This is a genomic window from Microvirgula sp. AG722, assembly GCF_003269145.1.
In the GTDB taxonomy this organism is placed as follows: Bacteria; Pseudomonadota; Gammaproteobacteria; order Burkholderiales; family Aquaspirillaceae; genus Microvirgula; species Microvirgula aerodenitrificans.
The window spans coordinates 24,042-50,125 of record NZ_QLTJ01000002.1; the positions used below are offsets into that span (position 1 = coordinate 24,042).

Sequence of the window (26,084 nt, forward strand, 5' to 3'; positions counted from 1 at the left end):
CTGCAAATATGAAGAAAGCATAGAAATGATCTTGAAAATAGCAACAAGGAATTGCTTCACCCCCCGTCGTGCGGGACTCCCGCACCCGGCAGCAGGCATGAAAATGCCCCGCGATCAGGGATCGCGGGGCATCGGGTCAGACTATCAGCAGCAATGCAGCACAGACACGTGGCCGCCTGTGCCGTTCACATGCAACACGGCGGCGGCGGTCTCCGTTCCTCTCAGCCGCAGCTGCCGATATGGCCGCAGGCGGTGCAGAACTCGCAGCCGTCCTTCTTGATCACGGCGTGGTTGCCGCATTCCGGGCACTTGCGGCCAGCCGTCGGCGTGGTGTGGGTGGACAGCGACTCGAACAGCTCGCCCTGCTCCGGCACCATCACGCCCATTTCCTCCAGCGGATAGCCGTCCTCGTTCAGCACGCCGAGCATGGCGAAGCGGTGGATCATCAGCCGCGCAATATAGGCGACGGTCGACGGCCAGCTCTGCGACTTCTCGCTGCCCGGCAGGCGGGCGAAGAAGTCGCCCTGCGGTTCGGCATAGGTCAGCAGCTTGCGCAGCTTCATGCCGATCCAGGCCGGATCGATCACGCGCATGTCCAGGCTCAGCAGCTTGCACAGGCCGTCGAGCTCGCGCGGGTAACTGCCGGCCAGCCAGACCGAGAACGGGCGGCGCTGACCGTTCGGCAGCACCAGTTCCTTCAGGAACAGCACGAAGTCGTCATCAGTGGCCGGGTTGACCACATCGACCGACCAGCTCATGGTGCCGTCAACGCCGGACTTCGGTTCCTTCTTGGCGAACAGCGCGTCCATCACCGGCGTGGCTTCGCCGGCAACGGCCGTCAGCGCGCCCAGCTCGACGACGCGATGGCGCACCACCTGCGCCAGCACCGAGCTGGCGCTGGTTGCGTGAATGGTGTCGCTGCCGAGTTCCAGCGCGTAATGCTTGTCGTCGAAGGTCTTGGCCAGCGCGTCGAGCTTGGTGGTCAGCCAGGCGCGATCGAGCGAGCGCATGTCCATCGACAGGGTCTTGGCAACCGCGCCAAGGCCGCGCGGCTGTTCCGCGCCATTGACCCACACCTCGAACGGCTGGGTGTGGCCGTTTTCGATATGGCCGACAAACACGGCAAAGTCGCCGCTCGGGTGCTCGACCATATAGGTCCAGCCCGGATTGCCGCCCTTGAGCTTCGGCCGGTTCGGCCACTTCAGCGAGGCCAGCGCCGGTTGCGGCGCCGCGTTCAGCGCGATGCGGCGATCGGGATCATCCGGCGACTGGACGATGTCAGCCGGCGACGCATTGGTCGGCTCGATCGACAGCACCGAACCCAGCACGCTGTTCGGCCGGTAGGTGGTGATGCCCTTCAGGCCGGCACGCCAGGCTTCCAGGTACAGGCTTTCAAAGTCGGCGAACGGATAGTCGGCCGGCACGTTGACGGTCTTGGAGATCGCGGTATCGATATACGGCGCGATCGACGCCACCATGCGCATGTGATCGAGTGCGCTCATCGACAGCGCCGACTCGAAGTACGCCGGCAGATTGTCGATATCGCCGCCGAGTTCGCGATAGACGCGATAGGCGTGATCCTCGACCCGGTATTCCTGCTGCGAACCGTCGGCCATGCGCTTCTTGCGGGTATAGAACCAGCTGAACGGCGGCTCGATGCCATTGCTGGCATTGTCGGCAAAGGCGAGCGAGATGGTACCGGTCGGTGCGATCGACAACAGGTGCGAGTTGCGGATGCCGTGCTTCTTGATCCGGGCCTTGAGCTCCTTCGGCAGGCGGCTGGCGCAATGCGGTTCGGCCAGGTACTTGTCGGCCTCGAACAGCGGGAAGGCACCCTTCTCGATGGCGAGGTCGACCGATGCGGCGTAGGCGGCGTTGCGCATGCATTCAGAGACCCGGGCGGCAAAGGCGCGGCCGGCATCCGAACTGTACTTCATGGTCAGCATGATCAGCGCATCGCCCATGCCGGTGTAGCCCAGGCCAATGCGGCGCTTGTTCTGCGCTTCGCGCTTCTGTTCCGGCAGCGGCCAGACCGTCAGGTCGAGCACGTTGTCGAGCATGCGCACCGACTGTGCGACCACCTGCTCGAACAGACCGAAATCAAAGGTGGCCTTGCCCGAGAACGGCTCGCGCACGAAACGGGTCAGGTTGATCGAGCCGAGGTCGCAGCAACCATAGTCCGGCAGCGGCTGCTCACCGCACGGGTTGGTCGACTCGATGACTTCGCAGTAGCTGAGGTTGTTGTCGCGGTTGATCTTGGACATGAACAGCACGCCCGGCTCGGCATGGTCATAGGTCGACATCATGATCTGCTGCCACAGGTCGCGGGCCCGGACCGCACGATAGACCCAGCGGCCATCCTCGCGCAGATAGGCATCGGCGAACTCGCGGCGGTCGGGCTCTTCCTTGTGCACCAGCTCCCACTGGCCGTCGGCTTCCACCGCTTCCATGAACGCATCGGACACGCCGACCGAGATATTGAAATTGCGCAGGTCGCCCTGGTCCTTGGCGTGGATGAACGCCTCGATATCCGGGTGGTCGCAGTCGAGCACGCCCATCTGCGCGCCACGACGGGCACCGGCCGACTCGACCGTCTCGCAACTGCGGTCGAACACGCGCATGTACGACACCGGGCCGGACGCGCGGCTGTTGGTGCCCTTGACCCGGGCACCCTTCGGCCGGATGCGGCTGAAGTTGTAGCCGACGCCGCCGCCACGGCGCATGGTTTCCGCCGCCTGCAGCAGGGCTTCGTAGATGCCGACCTTGCCGTCACGCAACTCGCTGACCGAGTCGCCGACCGGCTGCACGAAGCAGTTGATCAGCGTGGCGGCCAGGTCGGTCCCGGCAGCAGAGTTGATGCGCCCGCCGGGGATGAAACCCTGCTCCAGTGCCCAGAAGAAGCGGTCGGCATGCTCGGCCGGGTTCTTCTCGATGCCGGCCAGCGCGCCGGCCACGCGGCGGCGTACATCAGCGACGTTCTGTTCGTCGCCCTTGGCATATTTTTCCAGCAGGACTTCGCGGGAGATGTCTTGCTCGGGCAGGAGTGCGAGTTTCTCGTGGATCACGATCGGGTTCCCATCTGTAGCGCGCGGGGCCCGGGCTGCAAGCCCGGCCCGCCATGAAAAACCGCCGTGCTCCCCGGACGGGGACGGCGGTGCAACGTGTTCGGTCATTTGCGTTGAATTCTACTAGATGTCGCTATGCATTCAAGCCTTGACACTAGATGTAGATTCTGGGGTCGGACATTGGCAGCAGCGAAAGCCCCGCCCCGCAAGGCTTTGTGTGCCCGGTTTTTTTTTCCGGCCCCCGGCAGGCGGCAGACGGACGGTCAGAATGAACGCCGGCGGACGGAAAGCGCCCGCTGCTGAAAAAGCGCTGAAAACGCGTGGAAAACCTGGACAGCGCCGGCCTTTTTGCCGTTCCCGGCCCTGCGGTCGCCCCGGCCTGCTGTTGCCAAAACACGACAGCCGGCCGGTCCGGGCACCGGCCTGCATCAGGCGGCTTGCACGTTTTATCCATGAAAAACGGACCGCTTACCGGGATAAGTGGTCCGTGTCGTCCGCCTCGCTCCGGCAGTGCTTACAAGCGCGTCACCAGCGTATAGATCGCACCGGCCGACACCACCAGCGTCACCATGGCGATCACGGTCGGGATGAATTCCAGCTTGCCGACTTCACGCTCGAAGCGCTGGTCACCGGTCAGCATCGGCCGGACCAGGTTGCGCTTCCTGGCCAGCGCATAGAACGCGATTGCGCTCAGGTGCAGCCCGACGGCGCCCAGCAGCACGTTGAACAGCAGCTTGTGCCAGCCGGTGATGCTCTCGGCCAGATCGCTGTCGATCAGATGGGCCAGCGGGCCGTCATACGAATAGCTGTCGACGTCGGCGGCAAAGAAACCCAGGGTGATCTGGGTCGCCAGCAGCGCCAGCATCAGCAGCACCATCAGCGCGCCCAGCGGGTTGTGGCCCGGCACCTGCTCTTCGGGCAGCGTGCCGCGCAGATAGCCGATGATGGCGCGCGGACCGCGGATGAAGAATGTGAAGCGCGAGGTCTGGCTGCCCAGCAGGCCCCAGATCAGCCGGAACAGCACCAGGGTGGCGATGCCGTAGCCGGCCCAGATGTGGTACTGCAGCCATTCGCCGCCCTGTGTACCGGTAAACCACATGGCACAGAACAGCACGACCAGCGACCAGTGGAACAGACGGGTTGGCACATCCCAGATTCTGACCAGGACCGACATAAGCTCTCCTCGGTTCGATTAAAACGATAGATGACACATTTTATTCCAGATGCTTTAACGCCAGATGATTCCGTTTTTTCATTTTCCCGGCGAACGGTCATGATTACGTCATCAATCATGCCGTGCGGGCAGGGTATTTACAGTTCAAAACACTCGTTTACAGGTTTATCGCCAGCCAGCATTGGGAATCGTCGTGATTGCTGGTAAATATAACGCCATTGCCATTAGGAAATACCGAGGAGAACCCTGTCATGAAACGCACCCTGATTCCGATTACCTTGCTGCTTGCTGCCATTCTGAGTACCGGCTGCGCCGACATGAACAAGCGTCAGCGCAATACGGCGGCAGGGGCAGCGATCGGTGGCGTGGCCGGCGCGGTGCTGACTGGCGGCAGCACGGTCGGCACGCTGGGCGGTGCCGCCATCGGCGGCGTGATCGGCCACGAGACCACCCGGCGATAGTTCGCGCCAGCAGGCGCACCGCCCCCCACGATGCCGGCGCAAGCCGGCATCGTGCATTCAGGCCGGCACGCGGCGCTCGACGAACAGGCTGCGCCCGGGGGTCTTCTTGGCGATATGCTTGGCATCGGCGGCGGCAGCCGACAGCTCGTGGTGGCTCGCATACTGGCCCGGTTCGACCTTGACCGCACCGATCGACATGCAGGTCAGCGGGAAGAACGCCGCATCGCCGGTCCGGCCCGGCAGCACATAGCCCCCGGCCTCGCGATGGCCCGGCCTGAAGAAGGCCCGGGCGCCGTCGTCGAACGCGACCAGCACCCGTTCCAGCCGGGGCTGCCAGTCGACACTGCGCATCAGCATGATGAAATCGTCGCCGCCGATATGGCCGACAAAATCGCAACGGCCATCAGCGGCCTCCACCAGCGTGCTGCCGGCCAGCTGGATCAGTTCGTCACCCTTGTGATAGCCGTACAGGTCGTTGAACGGCTTGAAGTGGTCGAGATCGCAATAGGCAATGACGAAGCGGGCATTGTCGGCCAGCAACTGGTCGATGGTTTCGTTGATCGGCACATTGCCGGGCAGGCCGGTCAGCGGGTTCGCATAGCGTGCGGCCGAGATCTGCATTTCGGTCATGCGCCGCATCAGGTCGAAGCCGGTGCCCATGCCCAGATAGCGGCCTTCGTCGGTGATGATGAAACCGTCGACCAGATAGCGCCGGTCAGCGGCGACCACGCGCGCCGACAGGGCCTCGAGGCTCATGCGACGATCGACCACCAGCGGGTCGGCGTCCATCATCTGCATGCAGGATTTCTTGCTGTACAGCTCGCGGCTGAATGGCCTGGCAAAGGTCTCCAGCACATGGTGGCGACGCAGCAGGCCAACCGGCTGGCCGCCATCGACCACCGGAATGGCAAAGCAGTCGCTGTCGGCGTTGAACAGCTGATAGGCCTGCTCGTTCAGTGCGGCGGGTGGCAGGGTCGGGACTTCGATCAGCAGTTCCCCGGCCGTGGCCCGCGCGGGCGAAGCGGTCATCGGAGCATAGGTGGTCATACGGTCTCTGGTCTCCCGTTCGATGGCGCCGAGCGGAACGGCTTCGGGCCGGCCAAACAGATAGCCCTGGCCCAGCCCGATACCGTAGCGGTACAGCGGTTCCAGCTCGTCGAAGGTTTCGATGCCCTCGGCAATGACGCGCGCGCCGGTTGCTGCGGCAATGTCGGCCACCGCGGCGGCAAAGCGCTGCCGGACCGGGTCCTGATGAATGCCGCGGACAAAGAATTTGTCCAGTTTGACGAAATCGGGCTGCAATTCAGCCCACAGGCGCAGGCTGGAAAAGCCCTCGCCGAGGTCATCGAGGGCAAGCCCGAAGCCCATGTCGCGATAGCGACGCAACTGGCTGCGCAAATGATCATAGTGACCGGACGGGCGCGATTCGGTCAACTCTATGACAATATCTTCCGGCCGCATGCCGCGGGCCGCCAGCGCGCGCAGGCAGGCTTCCGGCCTGCCGCGTCCTGCGAGGATGCTGTCCGGACAGACATTGACGAACCATTTTCCGGTCCGGCCGCAGGCCGCCACGCCGGCCAGCATGACATCGAGGCAGAGCCGGTCGAGTTCAAGCAGGCGCCCGCCGGTTTCCGCCGCGGCGAACAGGTCGGTCGGCTGGGCCAGCACGCTGGTCGCCGGCCCCCGGATCAGTCCTTCATGCGCAAAGATCCGCCCGTCAGCCAGCTCGACGATCGGTTGATACACGGCCGTCAGGCGCCGGTGCTGCAGAATGGCCCCCAATTCCGCCGACAGCGCATCCCCCGCCAGCCAGTCCGGCAACCGGTCCGCAGGAGAAGACACCAGGGAAGCCTTTGACATCGTCACCATCCGCTCGCCTCTTGATAATGCCGGCACTGTATAAGCCGAGCGTGACGACGGCATGACATGCGCCCGCCGGGCTACAATGCCGCCTTGTCGAAAGAACCAAGGATGTCCCCCATGCGCCCCTCCCAACGAACGGCCGAGGCATTGCGCCCGATCCGCTTTACCCGCCACTACACCCGCCATGCCGAAGGCTCGGTGCTGGTCGAGTTCGGTGATACCAGGGTCCTGTGCACTGCCTCGGTCGAGGAATCGGTACCGGGCTTCCTGAAGGGCAAGGGACGCGGCTGGGTCACGGCCGAGTACGGCATGCTGCCCCGTTCGACCCATTCCCGCATGCGCCGCGAAGCGGCCGCCGGCAAGCAGTCGGGCCGCACCCAGGAAATCCAGCGCCTGATCGGTCGCAGCCTGCGCGCCGTGGTCGATCTCGCCGCGCTCGGCGAACGGCAGATCCTGATTGACTGCGATGTGCTCCAGGCCGATGGCGGCACCCGTACCGCCAGCATCTCCGGTGCCTATGTCGCGCTGGCGGATGCCATTGCCGGCCTGATCACCAGAGGGGCACTGACAGCCTCCCCGCTGCGTGACGCCGTCGCCGCCGTGTCGGTCGGCATTGTCGACGGCACGCCGGTGCTCGACCTCGATTACGAAGAGGACTCGGCCTGCGACACCGACATGAATGTCGTCATGACCGGTGCCGGTGGCTTTGTCGAAATCCAGGGCACGGCCGAAGGCGCCCCGTTCTCGCGGGCCGAGATGGACCGGCTGATGGCGCTGGCCGAACAGGGCATCCGCGAGATCGTCACCCTGCAGCGCGAAGCCCTGCAGGCACCGCGCTAGAACGAAATCGGCGCGCGCAGCGTCAGCTGGACATCCGGCGAGTCCCGGGTCACCCCCACGCCAAGCGTCAGGTTGACCGCTGTCGACTTGGTCAGCCGGTAGGCGTAGCCGAGCTGCAGCATGCCGATCTGGGCGGTGTACGCATCCTCGGGCGTCTGGCCGTTGACCTTGCTCTTCAGTACCACGTTGTGGTCGTAGGCAAGGCTGAACGACGAGCGGTCGTTGATGGCGATCCCCATGCCGATATTGAAGCCGATCACGTCGCCCGGGTCGAAGTCCTTGATATAGGTGGCGCTGCACACCGAGGTGTCGTTCGCGTCGCTGCGGTAGCGCACGCAGCGGTTCTGGTTGACGCTGGTCTTCTGGTTCCAGGTGTAATTCACCGAGCCGAAGAACACGGCCGGATCGGACGGCAGGATGGCCGACAGCCCCAGCTGGTAGCTCCAGAAGCCGGAACCGGTCGCCAGCTCGGTCTGATAGTCGATGCCCTTGGTGGTATCGGTCACATAGCTGACATCGAACGGCCCCTTGCCGGTCGTCGACTTGACCCGCAGACTGCCGATGTAATACGGACTGCCGTCGACCGGCTGGTTCAACTGGTAGCGCAGCGCCAGTTCCATGTCGCCGATGCCATTGCCGGTCGTGTTGAACACGCTGTCGTGCGAACTGCCGGTCGCCAGCGGGCGCTGGATCGAATCCTCAGTCTGGTACACGTACGGTATGCGACCTTCGATTTCCAGCCGGTTGGTGATGCCGTAACGGCCGGTCAGGCCGAGCACGAAGGCCGAACGGTTGACCTGGCGGATATCGATCAGGCCGATAGTGATGGCCGGGATGATGGTGTAGCCGATCAGGGCCACACGGTCGGAACTGGTGTAGGTGTACTGCAGCGACGGCTCGAACACGAAGCTGCCGCGCGGCGTCAGCACGCCGGGCACATCGAGATTCTGGGCAACGGCCTGGGTGCGCGCCTCGGTCGCCGGGTTGGTCGACGAGGGCGTGGACGTGATCGCCGGACGGGCCGGCGTCACTTCGGCGCCGCCGGGGCTGGCCGTCACATCGGGCGCCGGCGGCGAAGCGCTGGCTACCGTGGCGCCGATCGCATCCGGTGCCGGCGTAACCACCGGACCGCCCGGGCTGGCGCTGACATTCGGTGCCGGCACGGCGGCAGCGACCGCCCCGGACGGCTGCACATTGAGCCGGGACTCCAGCTCCTGAATGCGCTGGCGCTGATCGGCCAGTTGCTGTTCCGTATTGCGACGATAGGACTGCCAGTCGTCGAGTTGTTTCTGCATGGCGTTGAGCCGCGCTTCCAGGCTGCTGTTCGCGGTCTTTTTCGGGGGGGTGGCCGACTGCGCCGACGCCGAGACCAGCAGCCCCGCGATCGCCAGGTAGAGGGTTTTCCGTTTTGCTGGCACGAGTTCCCTTTCGCCGGTTCATGACCGGAATCACCGCAGGCCAGGAAGGCTGGGCCGCCAGCGGGACCGTTTGCGGGTGATTCCATTAAAGGTGAGGACAGCGCGATAGCCAATGCCGGATGCGTTAACCGGGTGCGAGGCATGCGATGTTGCCGATAAACGGCAATCTGCCTGGCACGAAAAGACAAACATGACGACAGCCTGATGACGGCAATGCCTCAGCGCAGCACCGATCCCAGCGTGGCCTGCTGGAGATTCCGCCCCAGTTGCAGTGCATTGAATGCGCTGAGGCTCGGAGCAGACAGGTTCAGTGTGGTCAGGGTCTGGATCAGCCGGCCGTCGACGCTGTTCTGCACCGTCACCACGGTCGGCAGCATGCTCTGCACCACATTGGTCATGCCGGTCGACAGCGAACCACCGGACAGCGCCAGCGACGTCAGCCCGGCACTGACCGCACCGGCCTGCGACACGGCCTTGCCGACATCGGCAATATTCAGGCTCTGCAGGCTCGCCAGCTGGCCATCGATATACACCGCCTGGCTGATGCCGAACGACATGACCGTCCCGCCCGGCACGGCATAGCCGCCGCGCAGGGTGTCCAGCTCCGGCATCGGTACCGCCTCGCCACGGGCGAGCACCACCGTGTCGTCAGCCGGCGCCGGTGCTGCCGCCAGTGCCGGGGACAGCGGCAGACAGCACAGCGCCATCCACAAAATCCGTTTCATGTCGTCTCCATTCAGAAATCCGTGGCGGGCGGTCGCAGCCAGGTCACATTGGCGAACGCGGGGTCGTAGCGCGCGGCCGACAGCGGCGCCGGTTCCCGGACCCGCCATTCGGGGTCGCGGTTGAAGCTGCGCTGCCCCTGTTCCTTCCGGTTCAGGATCACGAACACCACTCCGCCCCAGTTCGCCTCGAACTCGGGCCGGGTCAGGGTGCGCGTACCCAGCGCCGGATCACCGATCAGCACCCGGCTGGCGCTGATCCCCTTGACCACGACGAAATGCCGGTAGCCACCGTTGTTGATCAGCACGATGGCAGGGATGCCGGCCTGGGCAAAGTCATCCAGCCCGACCTTGAAACCGTTGGCCTGAAAACCGCGCGCATCCAGATAGCGTTTCATGTCCGCCATGGAAAAGCCGACGCGCTGGATCTTCGCCTGGTCGCCGGTGCGGTACATGGCGGCGAACGTGTCTTCTTCCCGCGTCGGCGTGCCGTAGTGAAAGTTCAGCAGCGTCGCCAGCGCCGCCGACCCGCAACTGAAGTCATAGCGCTGCCGCACGGTCGAGCGGAATGCCCGCTCCTTCAGGCTTTCCACCCTGACGTGGAACACGCCAAGGCTGCCCAGCGGCGCCCCCATGTCGTCGGCCTGCGCCGGCAACGGGAAAAAAGGCGCCGCCAGGGCGGCGCACAGCAGAAGCGGATGCAGGTTCACACATCGCTCCTTCAGAACAGGGAGACGTTGAGAATGGTGGAGTTCTGTATCACCACCTGGTTGCCGGAGTTCTGCACTACGGTGCCGATGCCGTTCAGGCCGGACAGCGCGCCCCCGGCCATCAGGTTCACTCCGGTGCTCACGCCGTTGAAGGTGCCGTTGCCGACACTGGCCTCCAGATCGGCACGCTGGCCGACAAAGCTGATCATGTCTGCCCGGTTGGCCGCCTGCCCGGCCTGACCGTCCAGGTCCGCAAGCATGGTTGCACCATGCAGCACCACCTGCTGTGCATCGGCCGGTGGCGGTGCAGGCGGTTCGGCCCGGGCCGCCGCCCCGAGCAAGGCGAGCGCAACCGGAAGCGTATTGAATATTCGGTTCATTGCCTGTTCCTTTCTGCATGCAGGTATCGGGCAACGGGTGCCCGATACCTTTTTCACTTCATGGAACAAGCGCAATCACTTCGCCGTCACCGGCGCCAGCACATTCACCGACTGCTGCACCACGGCACTGAGGCCGGAGTTCAGCGACACCTGGGCGATGCCGGCCGTGCTGCCGAACGCGCCCTGGTCGATGCTGTTGTTGCCGGTCAGCATGGAAGGTACGCCCGTGCTGTGGAAGCCGGTGCCCGACACCGACACATTGGACGTCGCCGCGCTCAGGTCGGTGGCAATCCAGGTGTTGGTGTAGGTCTTGTTGTGGCTGTCGGTCGTCGTCGTCGTGTTGTACGAGTCCTTGGTCGTATTGCGGGTCGTCGACAGTGCCAGGTTGCTGGTGTTGTTGGAGTCGGAATAGGCGTTGCTGCCGTCATTGGCCGCATTGCCACCCTTGCTGGCGCTGACCGTGGTCCTGGTCGACGTGTTGTTCGAGTCCGCCGTCGCATTGCCGCCATTGGACGCCACCCCGCCCTTGGACGCGCTGACGCTGGTCCTGGTCGAGGTATTGCCCGAATCGCTGGTATTGCCCGAATCGGCCGTCGCATTGCCGCCGTTGGCAGCAGCACCGCCCTTGGAGGCAGAGGTGTTGACCGACGAGTTGGTCCTGGTCGACGTATTGCCCGAATCGCTGGTATTGCCCGAATCGGCCGTCGCATTGCCACCGTTGGCCGCCACCCCGCCCTTGGACGCACCGACCCTGGTGGTGGTCGAGCTGTCGGTATAGGTACTGGTCTTGGTCGAGGTGTTGCCGGAGTTGCTGGTGTTGCCCGAATCGGCGGTCGCATTGCCGCCGTTTGCGGCCACCCCGCCCTTGGACGCGCCGACCCTGGTGGTGGTCGAGCTGTCGGAACTGCTGGACGCGCTGCTGTGATTGATCGTATTCCCGGAATCCGTATTGGCCGTACTGCCGCCGGTTGCGGCAGAGCCACCGGCCAGCGCATTGCCGTCCACGGTAACGGCGGCCAGGGCGGCCGGGGCGGCAAATGCCATGGCGATGGCGGCGGCGAGAGCGAGTTTCTTCATTACCTTCTCCTGGTGAGTCGAATTGCATTGCGTCCCCAAGCGGGAACGTCACCAGGATGGCAAGAGTCATGCCTACATGTAAAAATCTGTTAATTCGTTGTTTTTTAACGATTTTAATTTTCAGATGAAAAACATGAAAAAAAACCGGTACCGCCCGTCACTGGCAGTGTCTCGATTCTGAGTCAGTTCGCCGCACGGGCCGCCACCCGCCTTCACCTGCCGTTGGCACAATCGGCCGCTCACCTGACGACATGCCCGGTTTTATTGCCCCTCGCATATTCTGGATGTGCAGAAAACGCCAAATGTCCAGCGCGTTTGCCGTGCCGGACCGACAGGCGGAAAGCGCCATTGCCGCTCGTCATTCCTGACCGTCTGTCTCAATGACGAGACAAATTGCAGGCGGGAATGCCTTCTATCCCTTATATCCGTGAGGGGGGCCGCGAAAGAAGGTCACCATGCGGTACACAGGGGTAAAAGAAAGTGCAGAAAAAACGCATCCTCATAGCCAATGCTTGTGCGGAAACAACCCGTATCGCCACCCTGCTGAAAAAGCACGGCTGGGAAGTCCAGACGGAGAACCACCCGGACCGGCTGGCCCAGGTGTGCAGGCAGTTCAAACCGGCAGTCGGCCTGTTCCGCCTGGATGACACGCTGACCGGTCACCACCTGGCGCCACCGCTGCGCGCGGCGCTGGCGGAAACGCAGATCGACTGGATTGCGGCAGTACCGCGCCGGCTGATCGACCTGCCGGCCTGGCAGACACTGCTGTACGAGTGGTTCTACGATTACCACACCCTGCCCTATGATCCCGAACGCCTGCTGGTCACCCTGGGCCGGGCCTATGGCCGGGCGCTGCTGAACCAGAACGGGGGGGAGCAGGTCGAGCCGCAGACGCTCGAATACGCCGATTTCATCGGTCAGTGCGCCAATATGCGCAAGCTGAAGGACGATATCCGCAAAGTCGCCTCGACCGGCATCAGCGCGATGATCACCGGCGAGTCGGGGACCGGCAAGGAGATGGTGGCCCGGCTGCTGCACGAGATGTCACCGCGCAAGGGCGGCCCGTTCGTCGCAGTCAACTGCGCAGCCATTCCCGGCACGCTGATCCAGTCCGAGCTGTTCGGTTATGAGCGCGGCGCCTTTACCGGCGCCAACCAGCGCAAGATCGGCCGCATCGAGGCCGCCGATACCGGCACCCTGTTTCTCGACGAGATTGGTGACCTGGCGCGCGACCTGCAGGCCAACCTGTTGCGCTTTCTGCAGGAAGGCACGATCGAGCGGGTCGGTTCCGCCGTCAGCAAGGAAGTCGATGTGCGCGTCATCTCCGCCACCCACGTCAACCTGCCGCTGGCCATTGCCGCCGGCAACTTCCGCGACGACCTGTTCTATCGGCTGAACGTCTGCAATCTGCGCATTCCGCCGCTGCGCGAACGGCAGGAAGACATCATCCCGCTGGCCGAACGCTTTCTGACCGGCTGTGTTGCCCGGCAGAAACTGCCGCCCAAGCGCTTTGCCAGCGAAGCACTGACGGCGATGCAGCGCTACACCTGGCCCGGCAATGTGCGCGAGCTGCAGAACCGTGTCTATCAGGGGGCGGTCATGTCGGCCGGCCGCCAGGTCACGCCGCTGGACATGGGCATCGACGACAAGATCGTGCCGGAAATTGCCTGGCAGACCCTGGACGAGGTCCGGGGTCTGGCCGAGCGCGGCGCGCTGCAGCGGACGCTGACGCTGTGCCGTTACAACTATTCGCTCGCGGCGCAGAACCTGGGCATTTCCCGCGCCACGCTGTACCGGCTGCTGGACAAGCACCAGCTCGGCACCGGCGATGATCCCGACGACGAGGCCGATATCGACGCCGACAAGGGGGCATCGGTTCCGGGCTGAAACGGCGGCTGTGTCAGCGCTGAGACATCATTCCCCGGTGCGCGGAAACAGGGCCACACCCTGGACATCGAGCCGGAAGCCGACCTGCTCGCCCGGCTCGTGGCGGGCGTGGCTCGGCATCAGCGACAGCAGTTCCCGTCCGGAAGGCAGGCGCAGCGCGTACAGGAACTCGGCCCCGCGGAATACCCGCGACACCACTTCCGCCCGCAGCGCGGCCGCCGGATCGATCACCACGTCATCCGGACGCAACAGCACATCGACCGCGGCACCGGCCGGCAGCGCCTCGCTGCCGTGGCAGTCGATGCCATCGCCAACATCAACCCGGCCATCCGCCGCCATCACCCCGGCCAGCAGTGCGCCCTCGCCGACGAAATCGGCGACAAAGCGCGTGGCCGGCTCGTGGTACAGCGCATACGGCGTGGCCCATTGTTCAATCCTGCCGCCGCGCATCACCCCGACCCGATCGGCAATGGCAAAAGCCTCGCGCTGGTCATGCGTGACCAGCACCGCAGCCACGTTCTCGCGCTTGAGGATCTGCCGCACCTCCTGACCCAGGGTTTCGCGCAGCATCACGTCCAGATTGGAAAACGGTTCGTCCAGCAGCAGCAGGCGGGGCCGCGGCGCCAGCGCACGCGCCAGGGCCACCCGCTGCTGCTGTCCACCGGACAGTTCGTGCGGATAGACCGCGTCGCGCCCGGCCAGGCCGACCAGCTCCAGCAGGCCGGCCACCCGCTCCCGGCGCGCGCCGTCGGCCAGCGCCTCCAGGCCGAAGCCGACATTGCCGGCCACGGTCAGGTGCGGAAACAGCGCATAGTCCTGGAACACCATGCCGATGCCGCGCCGGTGCGCGGCCATCTGGTAGCCGGCCCGGGAAAAAACCGTCCCGTCGACCCGGATCTCGCCGGCCGACAGCGGTTCAAAGCCGGCAATGGCGCGCAGCACCGTGGTCTTGCCGCAGCCGGACGCCCCGAGCAGGCAGCCGATCTCGCCGGCAGCCAGCGAAAACGACAGCCGGTCAACCACCGGGGCGTCACCATAGCGCACGCTGAGTCGATCGACGTCGAGCAGCGGCAATGCGTCTGTCTCATTCATGTGATTCATTCCCCTTGTCCGGACGGCTGCCCTGCAGCAGCCGTTCCCTGGCCAGCAACAACACCGGCGCCAGCCCCACCAGCACAATGGCAACGGACGGCAATGCGGCCCGCTCCCATTCCCCTTCACTGGTCATCTCGAATACCCGCACCGCCAGCGTGTCCCAGCCAAATGGCCTCGTCATCAGCGTGATCGGCATTTCCTTCATGATGTCGACGAACACCATCAGCAGCGCAACCAGTACGCCGCCGGACAATTGCGGCAGATACAGCCGCCGGAACAGCGCCATCCCGCGCACGCCAAGCAGGCGGGCAGACTCTTCCTGGCTGGGCGGCACGCGCTGGAACGCGCTTTCCACCGGCGAGAAGCCGACCGCGCAAAAGCGTGCCGCCAGTGCCAGCAGCATCACCACCAGCGTGCCCTTGAACACGGCCGTCTGCCCGGCCAGCGCCGGGACGTGATCGATCAGCACATTGTCCAGCCAGGCAACCGGCACGAACACGCCGACCGCGAGCACCGTGCCCGGCACCGCATAACCAAGCGTGGCCAGCCGCACCAGCAACCGGGTCGGCCAGCTGCGGTCGCGACGCTGCGCATAACCGAGCAGCAGGGCCAGCAGCAGCACCATGGTCGCGCCGAGCCCGGCCAGCACGACTGAATTCAGCGTGAACTGCCAGTAACGGGCATCGAGGTCAGCGGCGGCGACCTCGTACGCCCACAGCAGCAATTGCACGAACGGCACGACAAAGGCGACGCCCAGTACCGTGCCGGCCCACAGCGCCGCCCCCCAGCCGCGTGCACCGCCCAGCCGGAGGCGGCGCAGCGGTGTCGCCGCGCGCGCGGCATAGGCGCGCCGGCCGCGTGCATGCTGTTCGAGCCAGACCAGCAGAAACACCGCCAGAATCAGCAGTGATGCCAGTTGCGCGGCGGACGACAGCGAAAACAGCGAAAACCACGCCTTGTAGATGGCGGTGGTAAAGGTATCGACGTTGAACACCGCCACGGTGCCGAAATCAGCCAGTGTTTCCATCAGCGCCAGCGACAGCCCGCCAATGATCCACGGCCGCGCCATCGGCAGCGCCACGCGCCGGAAACCGCGCCGGCGGTCCAGTCCCAGCGAAGCGGCGGCCTCGAGCGCGCGCCGGCCCTGGGTCGCGAACGCATTGCGGGCCAGCAGGTACACATACGGGTACAGCGCCAGGCTCATGACCAGCACCACGCCGCCGATGGAACGGATCGGCGGAAACCGGACCGGACCGCCGGCCAGCTCGCGCAGCTGCGTCTGCAGCGGGCCGGTAAAGTCCAGCAGGCCGACCATCGCGAAGGCCAGCACATAGGCCGGCATCGCCATCGGCAGCATCAGCGCCCAGGCAAAGAAGCGCCGGCCGGGGAAATCGTGCACCGCCACCAGCCATGCCAGCGGCACGCCAAGCAGCAGCACCCCGGCACCGACGCCGCCGAGCAGGATCGCGGTATTGCCCAGCAGGCGCGGCAGCACGAACTCGCCAAGGTGCGACCAGATGTCCCGGTCGATGGTGGTAAACGACGACAGGATCACGGCGAGGGGCAGCAGCGTGACCAGCGACAGCAGCCCGGCCAGCCACTGCCAGCGCCGGACGGAAAAGGAGAACGGCATCGGATCGATTCAGACAAGCGGGAACGGGAAAAACCGCCCGGGGGCGGTTTCGGGAATCAGGCAGAAAATGAATCAGCGATACCCGGCACGATCCATCAGCTTGACCGCCTCGGCCTGCAGCTCACCGGCCTTGGACACATTCACGTAGTTGTGCTTGAAATCGCCCCAGGCGGCCACGGCCGGGTCCGGCTTCACCTTCGGGTTGACCGGGTATTCCATGTTCTTGTCGGCGTACAGGTTCTGCGCCTGCGGGCCGGACAGCCATTCGAGCAGCTTCAGCGCACCCTTCTCGTTCTTCGCATGTGCAGTCACGCCAGCACCGGACACGTTCACGTGGGTGCCGGAGGTCTTCTGGTTGGCCCAGAAGAGGCCCAGCGGCAGCCTGGGCTGCTTCTCCATCAGACGGCCGTAGTAGTAGGTGTTGGCAATGCCGACATCACACTGGCCGGCCGCAATCGCCTCCAGCATCCTGGTGTCGTCCGGGAACGGCGCCGTGGCCAGGTTGGCCACCCAGCCCCTGACGATCTTCTCGGTCCTGGCCGCACCGTGTTCGGCGATCATCGTCGCCACCAGCGACTGGTTGTAGACCTTCTTCGACGTGCGCAGGCACAGCCGGCCCTTCCACTTCGGATCGGCCAGGTTCTCGTAGGTCGACAGGTCGGCCGGCTTCACCTTCTGCGTGTTGTAGAACATGGTGCGGGCGCGCACCGACAGCCCGTACCACTGCCCCTTCGGATCACGCAGGTGGGCCGGCACATTGGCGTCCAGCGTCTTCGATGCGACCGGCTTCAGCAGGCCTTCATGCGCGGCCTGCCACAGGTTGCCGGCATCGACCGTCATCAGCATGTCGGCCGGCGTGTTTTTGCCCTCGGCCTTCAGCCGCTCCATCAGCGGACCTTCCTTGTCGGTGACGAACCTGACCTCGACCCCGGTCTCCCTGGTGTAGGCATCGAACAGGGGCTTGATGAGCTGCTCGTTGCGGGCGGTGTACACGGTCACGGCCTCGGCGTGCGCCAGCGCAGTCAGGGTGGACAGAGCCACCGCGGCCAGGGCGAATTTTTTCATCATGAATCCTTCAGTCGATCGGGGAAGTGAGAATGAAACTCACCTTACTTGTCGATTCTTAACGGATTCTTGGCACGTGCCCGTGTCAATGTTGAAAACAGTTCTCATTTACATCTTGACAGACCCGGTCCGGTATAGCTGATAATAATTCTCAATTATCCAGATTAACCCACGCTATCCCCTGAACAGGAGACAGACCATGAACGCGATGCTGGTTGGTGCCGATACCCTGGGCAACATTCCGAACGTCCTGAACGAATTCGGCATTTCCATTCACCGTCATGTCAGTGGCCGCAACAGCGCCCACCAGCGCAAGTCCAACACGCTGCCGGCAGACACCGACCTGCTGATCCTGTTCACCGATTTTCTGGGGCACAACGTGATGAAGCACTTCCGCTCGCTGGCCGCCAGCCGCGACGTCCGCTTCGTGGCTTGTCGCCGCTCAACCTGCGCGCTGAAGCAGGCGCTGTCGGCCGTGGGCCTGCAGACCTGCAGCGGCTGCGACACCCCCTGCGGCAGCGTCCGCCCGCTGAAACGCGTTTGAGCAACGCGGTCAGCGGCAGGCGTCCACCGCCTGCTCCAGGCGTTCCACGGCGATGATCTCCATGCCTTCCACCGGCTGCTTCGGCCGGTTGGCCAGTGGCACGATCGCCCGCTCGAAGCCCAGTTTCGCCGCTTCCCTGAGCCGCTCCTGCCCGCGCTGCACCGGCCGGACCTCGCCCCCCAGCCCCACCTCGCCGAACACCACCAGCTTGTCCGGCAACGGCTTGTTGCGCAAAGACGACACGATGGCGAGCAGCACGGCCAGGTCGGCCGCCGGCTCGGCAATCTTGACACCGCCCACCGCATTGACGAACACATCCTGGTCAAAGCAGGCAATGCCGGCATGCCGGTGCAGTACCGCCAGCAGCATCGCCAGCCGGTTCTGCTCCAGCCCCACCGTCAGCCGGCGCGGCTGCGGTGCGTGGGTGTCGTCGACCAGTGCCTGTATCTCGACCAGCAGCGGTCGGGTCCCTTCCTGGGTCACCAGCACGCAGGAGCCCGGCACGTCATCACGGCGGCTGGACAGGAAAATCGCCGACGGATTGCTGACTCCGCGCAGGCCGCGATCGGTCATTGCGAACACGCCCAGCTCGTTGACGGCGCCAAAGCGGTTCTTGATCGCGCGGATCATGCGGAAGCTGGAATGGGTGTCGCCCTCGAAATACAGCACCGAGTCGACGATATGCTCCAGCACGCGGGGCCCGGCCAGCGCGCCTTCCTTGGTCACGTGTCCGACCATGACGATGGTGATGCCGGTCTGCTTGGCCACGCGGGTCAGCTGGGCCGCACACTCGCGCACCTGGGCGACCGAGCCCGGCGCCGAATTCAGCGCATCGGCGTAGACGGTCTGGATCGAGTCGATGACCGCCACATCCGGTGCTTCATGCTTCAGCGTGGCAATGATCTGGTCGAGGCGGATTTCCGCCAGCAGGCGCACCGCCGATGCATCGACCGCCAGCCGCGACGCGCGCAGCGCCACCTGGGCGGCGGATTCCTCGCCGGTCACATACAGGACCTTGCGACTGAGTCCGATCGTGGCCAGCGCCTGCAGCAGCAGGGTCGACTTGCCGATACCCGGATCACCGCCGATCAGCACCACCGCACCATGTACCAGCCCGCCGCCGAGCACCCGGTCGAGTTCCTCGATGCCGGTCGGCGTGCGCGGCGCTTCCTCCGCCTGCACGTCGGCCAGGGTCTGCACCGAGGACGTGACCGACAGCGCTTCGTAGCGACCGCCCGGCTTCGCCGGCTCGATCACGGTTTCGGTCAGCGAGTTCCAGGCGCCGCAGCCCGGGCACTGTCCCTGCCATTTCGGCGAAGTCGCACCGCAGTCACCGCAGACATAGGCCGCTTTTGCGCGGGCCATGCTCAGTGGGCGGCCGGCGGTACCGGCGACGAGCGGCGGGCTTCTTCGTCGGCCGTCTTGCGCAGGGTCGGAATCAGTCGCTCGGACGCGTCAGCCACATTCTGGCGCCGGGTCGGCATGTGATCGGACGCATTGGTCGCCTCGATCACCTTCATCAGCTTTTCCACTTCCGGGTCCAGCGGCTCGCTCCGGGCCGGCTTCAGCGTTTCCGGCTTCTTGCCGGCTCCGGCCTTGTCGGCCGCCGGTACCGGCGGGGGCGGCGGCGTCAGGGTCGGCAGCTGGTTCTTGGCCATGTACTCGTTCATTTCCTTCCAGCCCGCGTACACCTGCGCACGGTCCGCGTCCGTATTGCGCTGATAGCATTCTTCCAGCGAGCGGCCAGTCTGCCGGCAGCCGGCACCGATCGCCTTGTTGGCATCACGGTTCAGGCCACTGACATTGCCAATCCAGTTGCAGCCGGTCGTTGCCAGGGTCAGGGCAAGCACAATGAGAGCGCGCATGAGTTGGGGTCCGTTCAAGAATTGAGTTCGACGACTTCGCCGCTGCGTCCCTGACTGGCCGGACCGCTCCAGTAGCAGAACGCCGGCAGCAGCGTTTCAATATTCGGCAGTTCGCTCTTTGCCTGCCCCGGATGGGTCCGCACGCGCTGCGGCGAGTTGACCGGGCCCGGCACCAGCAGATTCACGCGCAGGTTCGGATGCATGTCCCACTCGTCGGCGGCAATGCGGGTCAGATGCGACAGCCCGCTCTTGGACACCGAGAACGCGCCCCAGTACGGCGATGCTTTCAGGCCGTGGGTTTCGCCGACAAAGACCACCGCCGCATCCGGCGAACGGGTCAGCAGGGGCAGGCAGGCACGCGTCAGGGCAAACGGCGCCACGGTATTGATGCGGAACTGGTTCACCCATTCCTCGATGCGCTGGTCCTTCAGCGGCGACAGCGCATACATGTGCGCCGCGCAATGGACGATGCCGTCGAGCCGGCCGACGGTCTTGTAGATCTGCAGCGCCAGCTGCTCGAACTGCTCATCGGTGGTCGTCAGCAGGTCGAGCGGGATGGCAGCCGGTTCCGGGTAGCCGGCGGCGACGATTTCGTCATAGACCGCCTCGAGTCGACGCGCGCCGCGCGCCAGCAGCACGATGGTCGCGCCACGGCTGGCGAAGTCCATCGCCACGGCCCGGCCTATGCCCTGGGTCGCCCCGGTGACCAGAATGACGCGGTCTTTGAGTTCGTCGGCTTGGGGAAGGTAGTCGTTCATGTCCGGTTTTCTTGTTTGAGGCCCGCGTCCAGCGCGCGCGCGGCGGTCAATCCGCTGCGAACCGCACCCTCGATCGTGGCCGGATATTCATTTTGTACACCGTCGCCGGCAAGCCGCAGGCGCGCGTGCGGCGTGTCGGTCCGAAGCCGCTGCATGCCGGCCTCGCAACTGAAAGTCGCCCGCCTCTCGGCAATCACTTTCAACACTTCCACCCCATCGAGCTGCGGCCATTGCTGCGCCAGTTCTGCGGCGACCCGCTGGCCGATTTCAGCATGATCCCACGCTTCGTGAGCGCCGGGGCCACTGATGACGACCGCAAACAGGTCTTCCTGATCGCTGAATTGTCCGCGATCAAACACCCACTGGGCAATGCCGCCAGCCAGCCCCATCATCGGGAGCGGCAAACGGGCACCGGTCCGTGCACGCAAGTACACGGTGTATATCGGCTGAAAAGCGATGGAATTGACCCTGGATCGCAGATCGTCGAATGACCGGTCGGCCGGCAGCAGCGCAGACAGATGCTGTGGCGCCGTGGCCAGCACGCAACCATCGAAATGCTGGCCGTCGACATCGACTCCCGCGTCGACCGGCACGATACGCTGCACCCGGCAGCCGGGCCGGTATGCATGCCCGCGTGCGCCCAGCCAGGCGATGGCCGGTTCCGGCAGCAGCGCGGACAGGTCGGTACGCGGAATCAGCAGGTCGCTGGCGGCGCGGCCGGCGGCAAGGCTGTCGCGCAGCACGTTGGCCAGAATCTGCATGTCGGCCTTTGCCGGCGGCGTGTTCATGGCGGCCAGCACCAGCGGGGTCCAGAAGCCGTCGACCAGCGCCGGCCCCTGCCCGGTCGCCGCCAGCCAGGCGGCGACGGTCATGCCGGCCGGCACGCGAAAGCGCGCCAGCTGCAGCCGCAGCATGGCAGCCAGCAGACGCGCGCGCGCCGACCGGTCGAGCCCGGTCGCGGTCGCCAGCCCGGCCAGCACGTGCAGCGGCGCCGGCCACGCCGGCAGGCGCAGGCCGACACCGCCGGCCACGTCCAGCGCCAGCGGATGCCGCAGCAGCAGCCGGTCCGGATCGGCGCCGACCGACCGCATCAGCGCCAGTGTCTCGCGGTAGGCGCCGAGCAGCAGGTGCTGGCCATTGTCCAGCCCGCGCGGTGCCTGCCCCAGCCGCCGCGCACGGCCACCGGCCACCCGGCCGGCCTCGAACAGCGTGACCCGGTGATCCCGTCGCGCCAGTTCGACAGCAGCGGCAATGCCGGCATAGCCGGCGCCGATCACGGCGACCTGCGCCGGCTTCAGCCGAAGGTCCATGTTTTCCAGGCCAGCCACAGCTTGCGCAGCGGGGTCAGCGACAGGTGCTGGTTCAGGACCCTGGCCGGGCCGTCACGACGGATTTCGTCCAGTGTCGCCCGGTAGATGGCCGCCATCGCCAGCCCGACCCGCTGCGACTTGCGGTCGGCAGCCGGCAGCTGTGCCAGCGCCTGTGCGTACCACTGCTCGGCCCGCTCGATCTGGAAGGTCATCAGCCGGCCGAATGCCTCGCTTTCGCGATAGGCGAGCACATCGGCCGCCGGCACCCCGAAGCGCTGCAGTTCGTCGACCGGCAGGTAGATGCGGCCGCGCCGGGCATCCTCGCCCACGTCGCGGACGATATTGGTCAGCTGGAAAGCGATGCCGAGATCATGTGCATAGTCGAGCGTGCGCGGATCGGTATGGCCGAAAATCCGCGCCGACAACTGCCCGACCACGCCGGCCACGCGGTGACAGTAGCGCTGCAGATCGGCAAAGGTCGCGTAGCGCGCCTGGTCCAGATCCATTTCCATGCCGTCGATAATCTCGCCGAACAGCCCCTGCGGCAGATCCATGGCCTGCACGTGTGGCTGCAGCGCCCGGGTCACCGGATGCGTCGGCGCCCCGGCGTACAGCGCGGCCAGTTCGCCGCGCCACCAGTTCAGCGTCATCCGCGCCACCTGTTCTTCGCGGGTTTCGTCGACCACATCGTCGACCTCGCGACAAAACGCGTACAGGGCGGTAATCGCCCGCCGCCTGTCATCGGACAGGAAGCGGAAGCTGTAGTAGAAACTGGAACCGCTTTTCGCGGCCTTGTCTTCGCAATACTGGTCCGGCGTCACGCCGCCCTCCCCCTGAATGTGTTCATTGCCGACTGCGGCTGTCTTATTTTTTTCTCAGTGCCCGCCAGACCATATAGGCCCAGTCGCGACTATCCAGCACCGGCCGCTGACGGAAGACATCGCCGTCAACCTGATGAATCTTGTACAGGATGCGTTCGCCACCCATGACGATCATCCGCAGTTCGAAGCCGAAGCGGCCTCTCATCTGCTGCGCCAGCGGCGCCCCGGCTGCCAGCATGCCGCGCGCGCGCTGGATCTGATCGCGCATCATGGCGCCCCACAGGCCGCCGGTGTCGGCGCGGCCGATCTGTGCCTCGTCGATGCGGTAGCGCCGCAGGGCGTCCTGCGGCAGGTAGACCCGGCCCTTTTTCCAGTCCAGCGCCACGTCCTGCAGGAAGTTGATCAGTTGCAGCGCAGTACAGATGCCGTCGCTCATCGCCACCCGGCGCGCATCGTGCTCGCCCATCAGCTGCAGCATCAGCCGGCCGACCGGATTGGCCGACTTGCGGCAGTACGACACCAGATCGCCAAACGTCTCGTAGCGGGTGACCGTCACGTCCTGTTCGAATGCGTCCAGCAGGTCATGGAACGGTTGCATCGGCAGCGCGTGCCGGCGGATTTCCCGCGCCAGTTCGGCATACAGCGCGTCGCCGGGCGTCTGGCCGGCCTCGATCTCGTGCAGCCGGGCCCGGCAGACCGCCAGCGCGGCCAGCCGCTCGCCGGCACTGGCATCCCCTTCGTCGGCAATGTCGTCGGCACTGCGCGCAAAGCGGTAAATGGCGTGCACGGCACGGCGGATCCGGCGCGGCAACAGAATGGAACCTACCGGAAAATTCTCGTAATGTCCGACGCCCACTGTCCCGTCCCGTCTGGTCTCAAAGCCGCAAAGTATAGCCCAGCCAGCCCGGCCCAAGACGGGAACGACGGAAAAGTGTTGACAGGCTGAAAGCCGATCAATAATATGCGCCCCACTTCGACGCAGCGCCGGCCCAACCGCGCTGCAGATTGTGTCGGATTCGTGGGGGTATAGCTCAGCTGGGAGAGCGCTTGCATGGCATGCAAGAGGTCAGCGGTTCGATCCCGCTTACCTCCACCAACGGTTTCGCGGTATCGCAACGGTTCAGTGTTGCGACGATCCGGAAGATGTCCCCATCGTCTAGAGGCCTAGGACACCGCCCTTTCACGGCGACGACCGGGGTTCGACTCCCCGTGGGGACGCCAGCATCAGGAAAAAGCGGCTGCTTGCCATCAAGCAGCCGCTTTTTCTTTGCCTGTCGTTTTCGCCCCCCCCCTGCCCCGGCACGACCCGGCGTCTGCAATCCATAAAATCAGGTCTCTGATTCATCATTTATTTTCCCGTCGGATAAGACTGGATTAACACTCGCAGGCATGTCGATCCGGTCATATAAAAATCGGACCCCATTTCGATATGGCCGAATGCTCATATAACCTATCATCCCGGCAGCAGCTTTCACGCTGACAAAACAAGAACAAATAGAGCGAGCCCTACGTCCTCACTTTTCTATATACCTATAATGCAGGAGCTTCCTCATGTTGCAATTTTTCCGGATGACGAGTATTCGGACCCGCCTGATATTGGGCTTTGCACTGGTTTTACTGTTTCAGCTCTTGCTCTCTTTCAGTATCTGGCAACAACAGCGCGCGATGCAGGCCGAAGTCACATCCATCGTGGAAATCTCCGGCCTGAACATTCATGAATTGAATTCCCTGCAGCAACACGGCAACGATATTCTGCGCGCCATCAATCAGGCCGAGCAGAGAATGGACGCCAGTGTCATCGGCAATACCGTGGCAGAACAGCGTCAGCAGATCCAGCAGAATCTGTCCCGTCTGCGAGCCAATATCGACAGTGCCGACAGCATGCCGAGCGAACGCGAAGCATTAAGCAAGATGCTTTCCGCGTACAACGACTTCAATACCGAAGCCGACAAGACCCTGCGCCTGATTGCAGCCAGGGATGCCGCCGCCACCCAGCAGCAACAGGACGGGCCGATGAGCGCCAGTCATGAACGTCTGCAAGCGGCCGTCAATGCGCTGCTGAATATCGAGTTCGATTCCAATACCGAAGACAGCGAACAGATTCTGGCGCTGATGCAGACCAATCACATGATCCTGCTGGTCGTGACCCTGATCACGCTCAGCCTCGGCATCCTGCTGGCCTGGGTACTGACCCGTTCCATCACCCTGCCGCTGGGCCAGGCCGTCGATGCTGCCGACGCCGTGGCCGCCGGCCGGCTCGACCATCAGGTCGACATCACCCATGGCGGCGAACTCGGCCGCCTGCAGGCTGCGATGCAGCGCATGATCATCCAGTTGCGCCAGACCGTCGGCAGCGTCCGTCAGGGGGTCGATGATGCCAGCACCATGAGCGAGGAACTGGCCACGGCGGCACAGCAGGTCCACGAGGCCTGCAAGTCGCAGTCGGGCTCGGCCAGCGCCTCCGCCGCCGCGGTGGAACAGCTGTCGGTCAGCATCAGTCTGGTCAGCGATGCCGTGGCCGCCCTGCGCCAGAACGCCACCGCCAATCTCGACGACAGCCGCCAGGGCGTCATGCAGATGGGCCAGCTTGAGCAGGCGATGGTGTCGATGCAGTCGCTGATCCGCAATCTGGCCACGGCGGTCGACGACTTCGTCAACAGCTCGGCTTCCATCACCCAGATGACCGGCGATGTGCGCGACATTGCCGACCAGACCAATCTGCTGGCGCTGAATGCCGCCATCGAGGCGGCGCGTGCCGGCGAGGCCGGGCGCGGTTTTGCCGTGGTCGCCGACGAGGTCCGGCTGCTGGCGGAGAAGTCCGCCACGTCGGCCTCGGAGATCGATGCGGTCAACCGGCAACTCGGCGACAAGTCCGCCGCCCTCAGCGAGGTCGTGCGTCAGGGGCTGGATGCCCTGCAGGCCAGCGTGGAAAAGATGGAACACGTCGCCACCCTGTTCCGCGCCAGTGCCAGCAGTGCCGAACATGCCAATGCCGATATCGACCATATCGCCAATCAGGCACAGGAGCAGAAAGTCGCCAGCGGCGAGATCGAGCGCCACATGGAACAGATGGTGGCCATGACCGAACAGACCACGGCGGCCATGGAAAGCATGACCGAACACAGTGCGGCCATTGCCACGCTGTCGAAGACACTGGACGACAGCGTCAGCATTTTCAAAATCTGACAGCAGACTGCTGTCAGTCGGGGGCACGGCAGTCTGCCGGATTGAAGCCAGCCTCTTCCGCCCCCCGCTGCGCTCGTCCATTCTTCGTGGGCGGCGTTGACGGACAGTCCGGGCCGCCCCTTGCCGGGCGGCTTTTTTCCGCCCGTGTCCTGCAGCCTGCGGCGCCAGGCCTTACACTGCGTGTCTTTCCCGATTCCACCCTATCAGCAG

General features: G+C 64.8%; 22 protein-coding genes and 2 tRNA genes. 7 read left to right on the top strand and 17 right to left on the bottom strand.

The genetic code is table 11. The features are described from left to right. Window positions 1–221: 221 nt before the first annotated feature. Window positions 222–3,065: an adenosylcobalamin-dependent ribonucleoside-diphosphate reductase gene (locus tag DFO50_RS03630; protein ID WP_107889498.1), complete on the bottom strand. Its 2,844-nt coding sequence runs from the start codon at window positions 3,063–3,065 to the stop codon at window positions 222–224. A gap of 514 nt (window positions 3,066–3,579) precedes the next feature. Continuing rightward, a complete protein-coding gene (locus DFO50_RS03635; protein ID WP_028500062.1) occupies window positions 3,580–4,239 on the bottom strand; it encodes a cytochrome b/b6 domain-containing protein in 660 nt (219 codons plus the stop codon). A gap of 251 nt (window positions 4,240–4,490) precedes the next feature. Between DFO50_RS03635 and DFO50_RS03640 the strand changes: the two genes are divergently transcribed. After that, window positions 4,491–4,700 (top strand): glycine zipper 2TM domain-containing protein, encoded by a 210-nt coding sequence (locus tag DFO50_RS03640; protein WP_028500061.1) that lies wholly within the window; start codon window positions 4,491–4,493, stop codon window positions 4,698–4,700. A gap of 57 nt (window positions 4,701–4,757) precedes the next feature. Here DFO50_RS03640 and DFO50_RS03645 read toward each other — a convergent pair whose 3' ends face one another. After that, on the bottom strand, window positions 4,758–6,560 hold the full coding sequence (locus DFO50_RS03645) for a GGDEF domain-containing protein (RefSeq protein ID WP_084300262.1): 1,803 nt from the start codon (window positions 6,558–6,560) through the stop codon (window positions 4,758–4,760). A gap of 120 nt (window positions 6,561–6,680) precedes the next feature. Here DFO50_RS03645 and rph point away from each other — a divergent pair, with 120 nt between their 5' ends. After that, complete coding sequence (gene rph / locus DFO50_RS03650; RefSeq protein WP_112692045.1) at window positions 6,681–7,403, top strand: ribonuclease PH; 723 nt, start codon at window positions 6,681–6,683, stop codon at window positions 7,401–7,403. Here rph and DFO50_RS03655 read toward each other — a convergent pair. From DFO50_RS03655 to DFO50_RS03675, 5 genes are all read right to left on the bottom strand, one after another. Then, window positions 7,400–8,821, bottom strand: a complete 1,422-nt coding sequence (locus DFO50_RS03655) for a hypothetical protein (RefSeq protein WP_028500058.1) — start codon at window positions 8,819–8,821, stop codon at window positions 7,400–7,402. The two genes, rph and DFO50_RS03655, sit on opposite strands and share 4 nt — an antisense overlap. A gap of 218 nt (window positions 8,822–9,039) precedes the next feature. Then, window positions 9,040–9,546 carry a hypothetical protein gene (locus DFO50_RS03660; protein ID WP_146745009.1) on the bottom strand — a complete coding sequence of 169 codons (507 nt, stop codon included), beginning with the start codon at window positions 9,544–9,546 and terminating at the stop codon, window positions 9,040–9,042. Between the two features lie 11 nt (window positions 9,547–9,557). Further along, entirely contained in the window at window positions 9,558–10,253 is a 696-nt protein-coding gene (locus DFO50_RS03665) for a C39 family peptidase (RefSeq protein WP_051529003.1), read from the bottom strand. Between the two features lie 11 nt (window positions 10,254–10,264). Beyond that, window positions 10,265–10,633, bottom strand: a complete 369-nt coding sequence (locus DFO50_RS03670) for a hypothetical protein (RefSeq protein WP_112692046.1) — start codon at window positions 10,631–10,633, stop codon at window positions 10,265–10,267. A gap of 75 nt (window positions 10,634–10,708) precedes the next feature. Beyond that, window positions 10,709–11,710 (bottom strand): hypothetical protein, encoded by a 1,002-nt coding sequence (locus tag DFO50_RS03675; RefSeq protein ID WP_028500056.1) that lies wholly within the window; start codon window positions 11,708–11,710, stop codon window positions 10,709–10,711. Between the two features lie 480 nt (window positions 11,711–12,190). Here DFO50_RS03675 and DFO50_RS03680 point away from each other — a divergent pair, with 480 nt between their 5' ends. After that, window positions 12,191–13,597, top strand: a complete 1,407-nt coding sequence (locus tag DFO50_RS03680) for a sigma-54 dependent transcriptional regulator (RefSeq protein WP_112692047.1) — start codon at window positions 12,191–12,193, stop codon at window positions 13,595–13,597. Window positions 13,598–13,624: 27 nt separating this feature from the next. Here the strand turns inward: DFO50_RS03680 and DFO50_RS03685 are convergent, their stop codons facing one another. The 3 genes from DFO50_RS03685 to DFO50_RS03695 all read right to left on the bottom strand — a co-directional run bounded on the left by DFO50_RS03685 (window position 13,625) and on the right by DFO50_RS03695 (window position 17,393). After that, the gene (locus DFO50_RS03685; protein ID WP_036386556.1) at window positions 13,625–14,689 is read right to left on the bottom strand and encodes an ABC transporter ATP-binding protein; all 1,065 of its coding nucleotides are present in this window, start codon (window positions 14,687–14,689) and stop codon (window positions 13,625–13,627) included. Further along, window positions 14,682–16,325 (bottom strand): iron ABC transporter permease, encoded by a 1,644-nt coding sequence (locus tag DFO50_RS03690; protein WP_051529001.1) that lies wholly within the window; start codon window positions 16,323–16,325, stop codon window positions 14,682–14,684. Before DFO50_RS03690 ends, DFO50_RS03685 begins: the two co-directional genes overlap by 8 nt. Window positions 16,326–16,397: 72 nt before the next feature. Then, window positions 16,398–17,393, bottom strand: a complete 996-nt coding sequence (locus DFO50_RS03695; protein ID WP_199489736.1) for a Fe(3+) ABC transporter substrate-binding protein — start codon at window positions 17,391–17,393, stop codon at window positions 16,398–16,400. Between the two features lie 196 nt (window positions 17,394–17,589). Here DFO50_RS03695 and DFO50_RS03700 point away from each other — a divergent pair, with 196 nt between their 5' ends. Continuing rightward, a complete protein-coding gene (locus DFO50_RS03700) occupies window positions 17,590–17,934 on the top strand; it encodes a DUF2325 domain-containing protein (RefSeq protein WP_028500053.1) in 345 nt (114 codons plus the stop codon). Window positions 17,935–17,943: 9 nt separating this feature from the next. Here DFO50_RS03700 and radA read toward each other — a convergent pair whose 3' ends face one another. From radA to hpnC, 6 genes are read right to left on the bottom strand one after another with little or no spacing between them, the layout of a single operon-like run. Further along, complete coding sequence (gene radA, locus DFO50_RS03705; RefSeq protein WP_107889495.1) at window positions 17,944–19,299, bottom strand: DNA repair protein RadA; 1,356 nt, start codon at window positions 19,297–19,299, stop codon at window positions 17,944–17,946. Between the two features lie 2 nt (window positions 19,300–19,301). Next, window positions 19,302–19,799 carry a hypothetical protein gene (locus DFO50_RS03710; protein ID WP_051529000.1) on the bottom strand — a complete coding sequence of 166 codons (498 nt, stop codon included), beginning with the start codon at window positions 19,797–19,799 and terminating at the stop codon, window positions 19,302–19,304. Between the two features lie 14 nt (window positions 19,800–19,813). After that, window positions 19,814–20,557, bottom strand: a complete 744-nt coding sequence (locus DFO50_RS03715; RefSeq protein ID WP_028500051.1) for an SDR family oxidoreductase — start codon at window positions 20,555–20,557, stop codon at window positions 19,814–19,816. Continuing rightward, window positions 20,554–21,867, bottom strand: coding sequence for a hydroxysqualene dehydroxylase HpnE (gene hpnE / locus DFO50_RS03720; RefSeq protein WP_233495178.1), 1,314 nt, complete (start codon window positions 21,865–21,867; stop codon window positions 20,554–20,556). The genes DFO50_RS03715 and hpnE overlap by 4 nt, the downstream gene beginning before the upstream one ends. After that, complete coding sequence (hpnD, locus tag DFO50_RS03725; RefSeq protein WP_028500049.1) at window positions 21,852–22,688, bottom strand: presqualene diphosphate synthase HpnD; 837 nt, start codon at window positions 22,686–22,688, stop codon at window positions 21,852–21,854. Before hpnD ends, hpnE begins: the two co-directional genes overlap by 16 nt. Window positions 22,689–22,731: 43 nt before the next feature. Continuing rightward, window positions 22,732–23,544, bottom strand: a complete 813-nt coding sequence (hpnC, locus tag DFO50_RS03730) for a squalene synthase HpnC (protein WP_028500048.1) — start codon at window positions 23,542–23,544, stop codon at window positions 22,732–22,734. Window positions 23,545–23,708: 164 nt separating this feature from the next. Here hpnC and DFO50_RS03735 point away from each other — a divergent pair. From DFO50_RS03735 to DFO50_RS03745, 3 genes are all read left to right on the top strand, one after another. Then, window positions 23,709–23,784 (top strand) — tRNA-Ala (locus DFO50_RS03735). 49 nt (window positions 23,785–23,833) lie between these two features. Beyond that, window positions 23,834–23,909, top strand: a tRNA-Glu gene (locus DFO50_RS03740). A gap of 348 nt (window positions 23,910–24,257) precedes the next feature. After that, a complete protein-coding gene (locus tag DFO50_RS03745; protein WP_158537396.1) occupies window positions 24,258–25,874 on the top strand; it encodes a methyl-accepting chemotaxis protein in 1,617 nt (538 codons plus the stop codon). Window positions 25,875–26,084 lie beyond the last annotated feature (210 nt).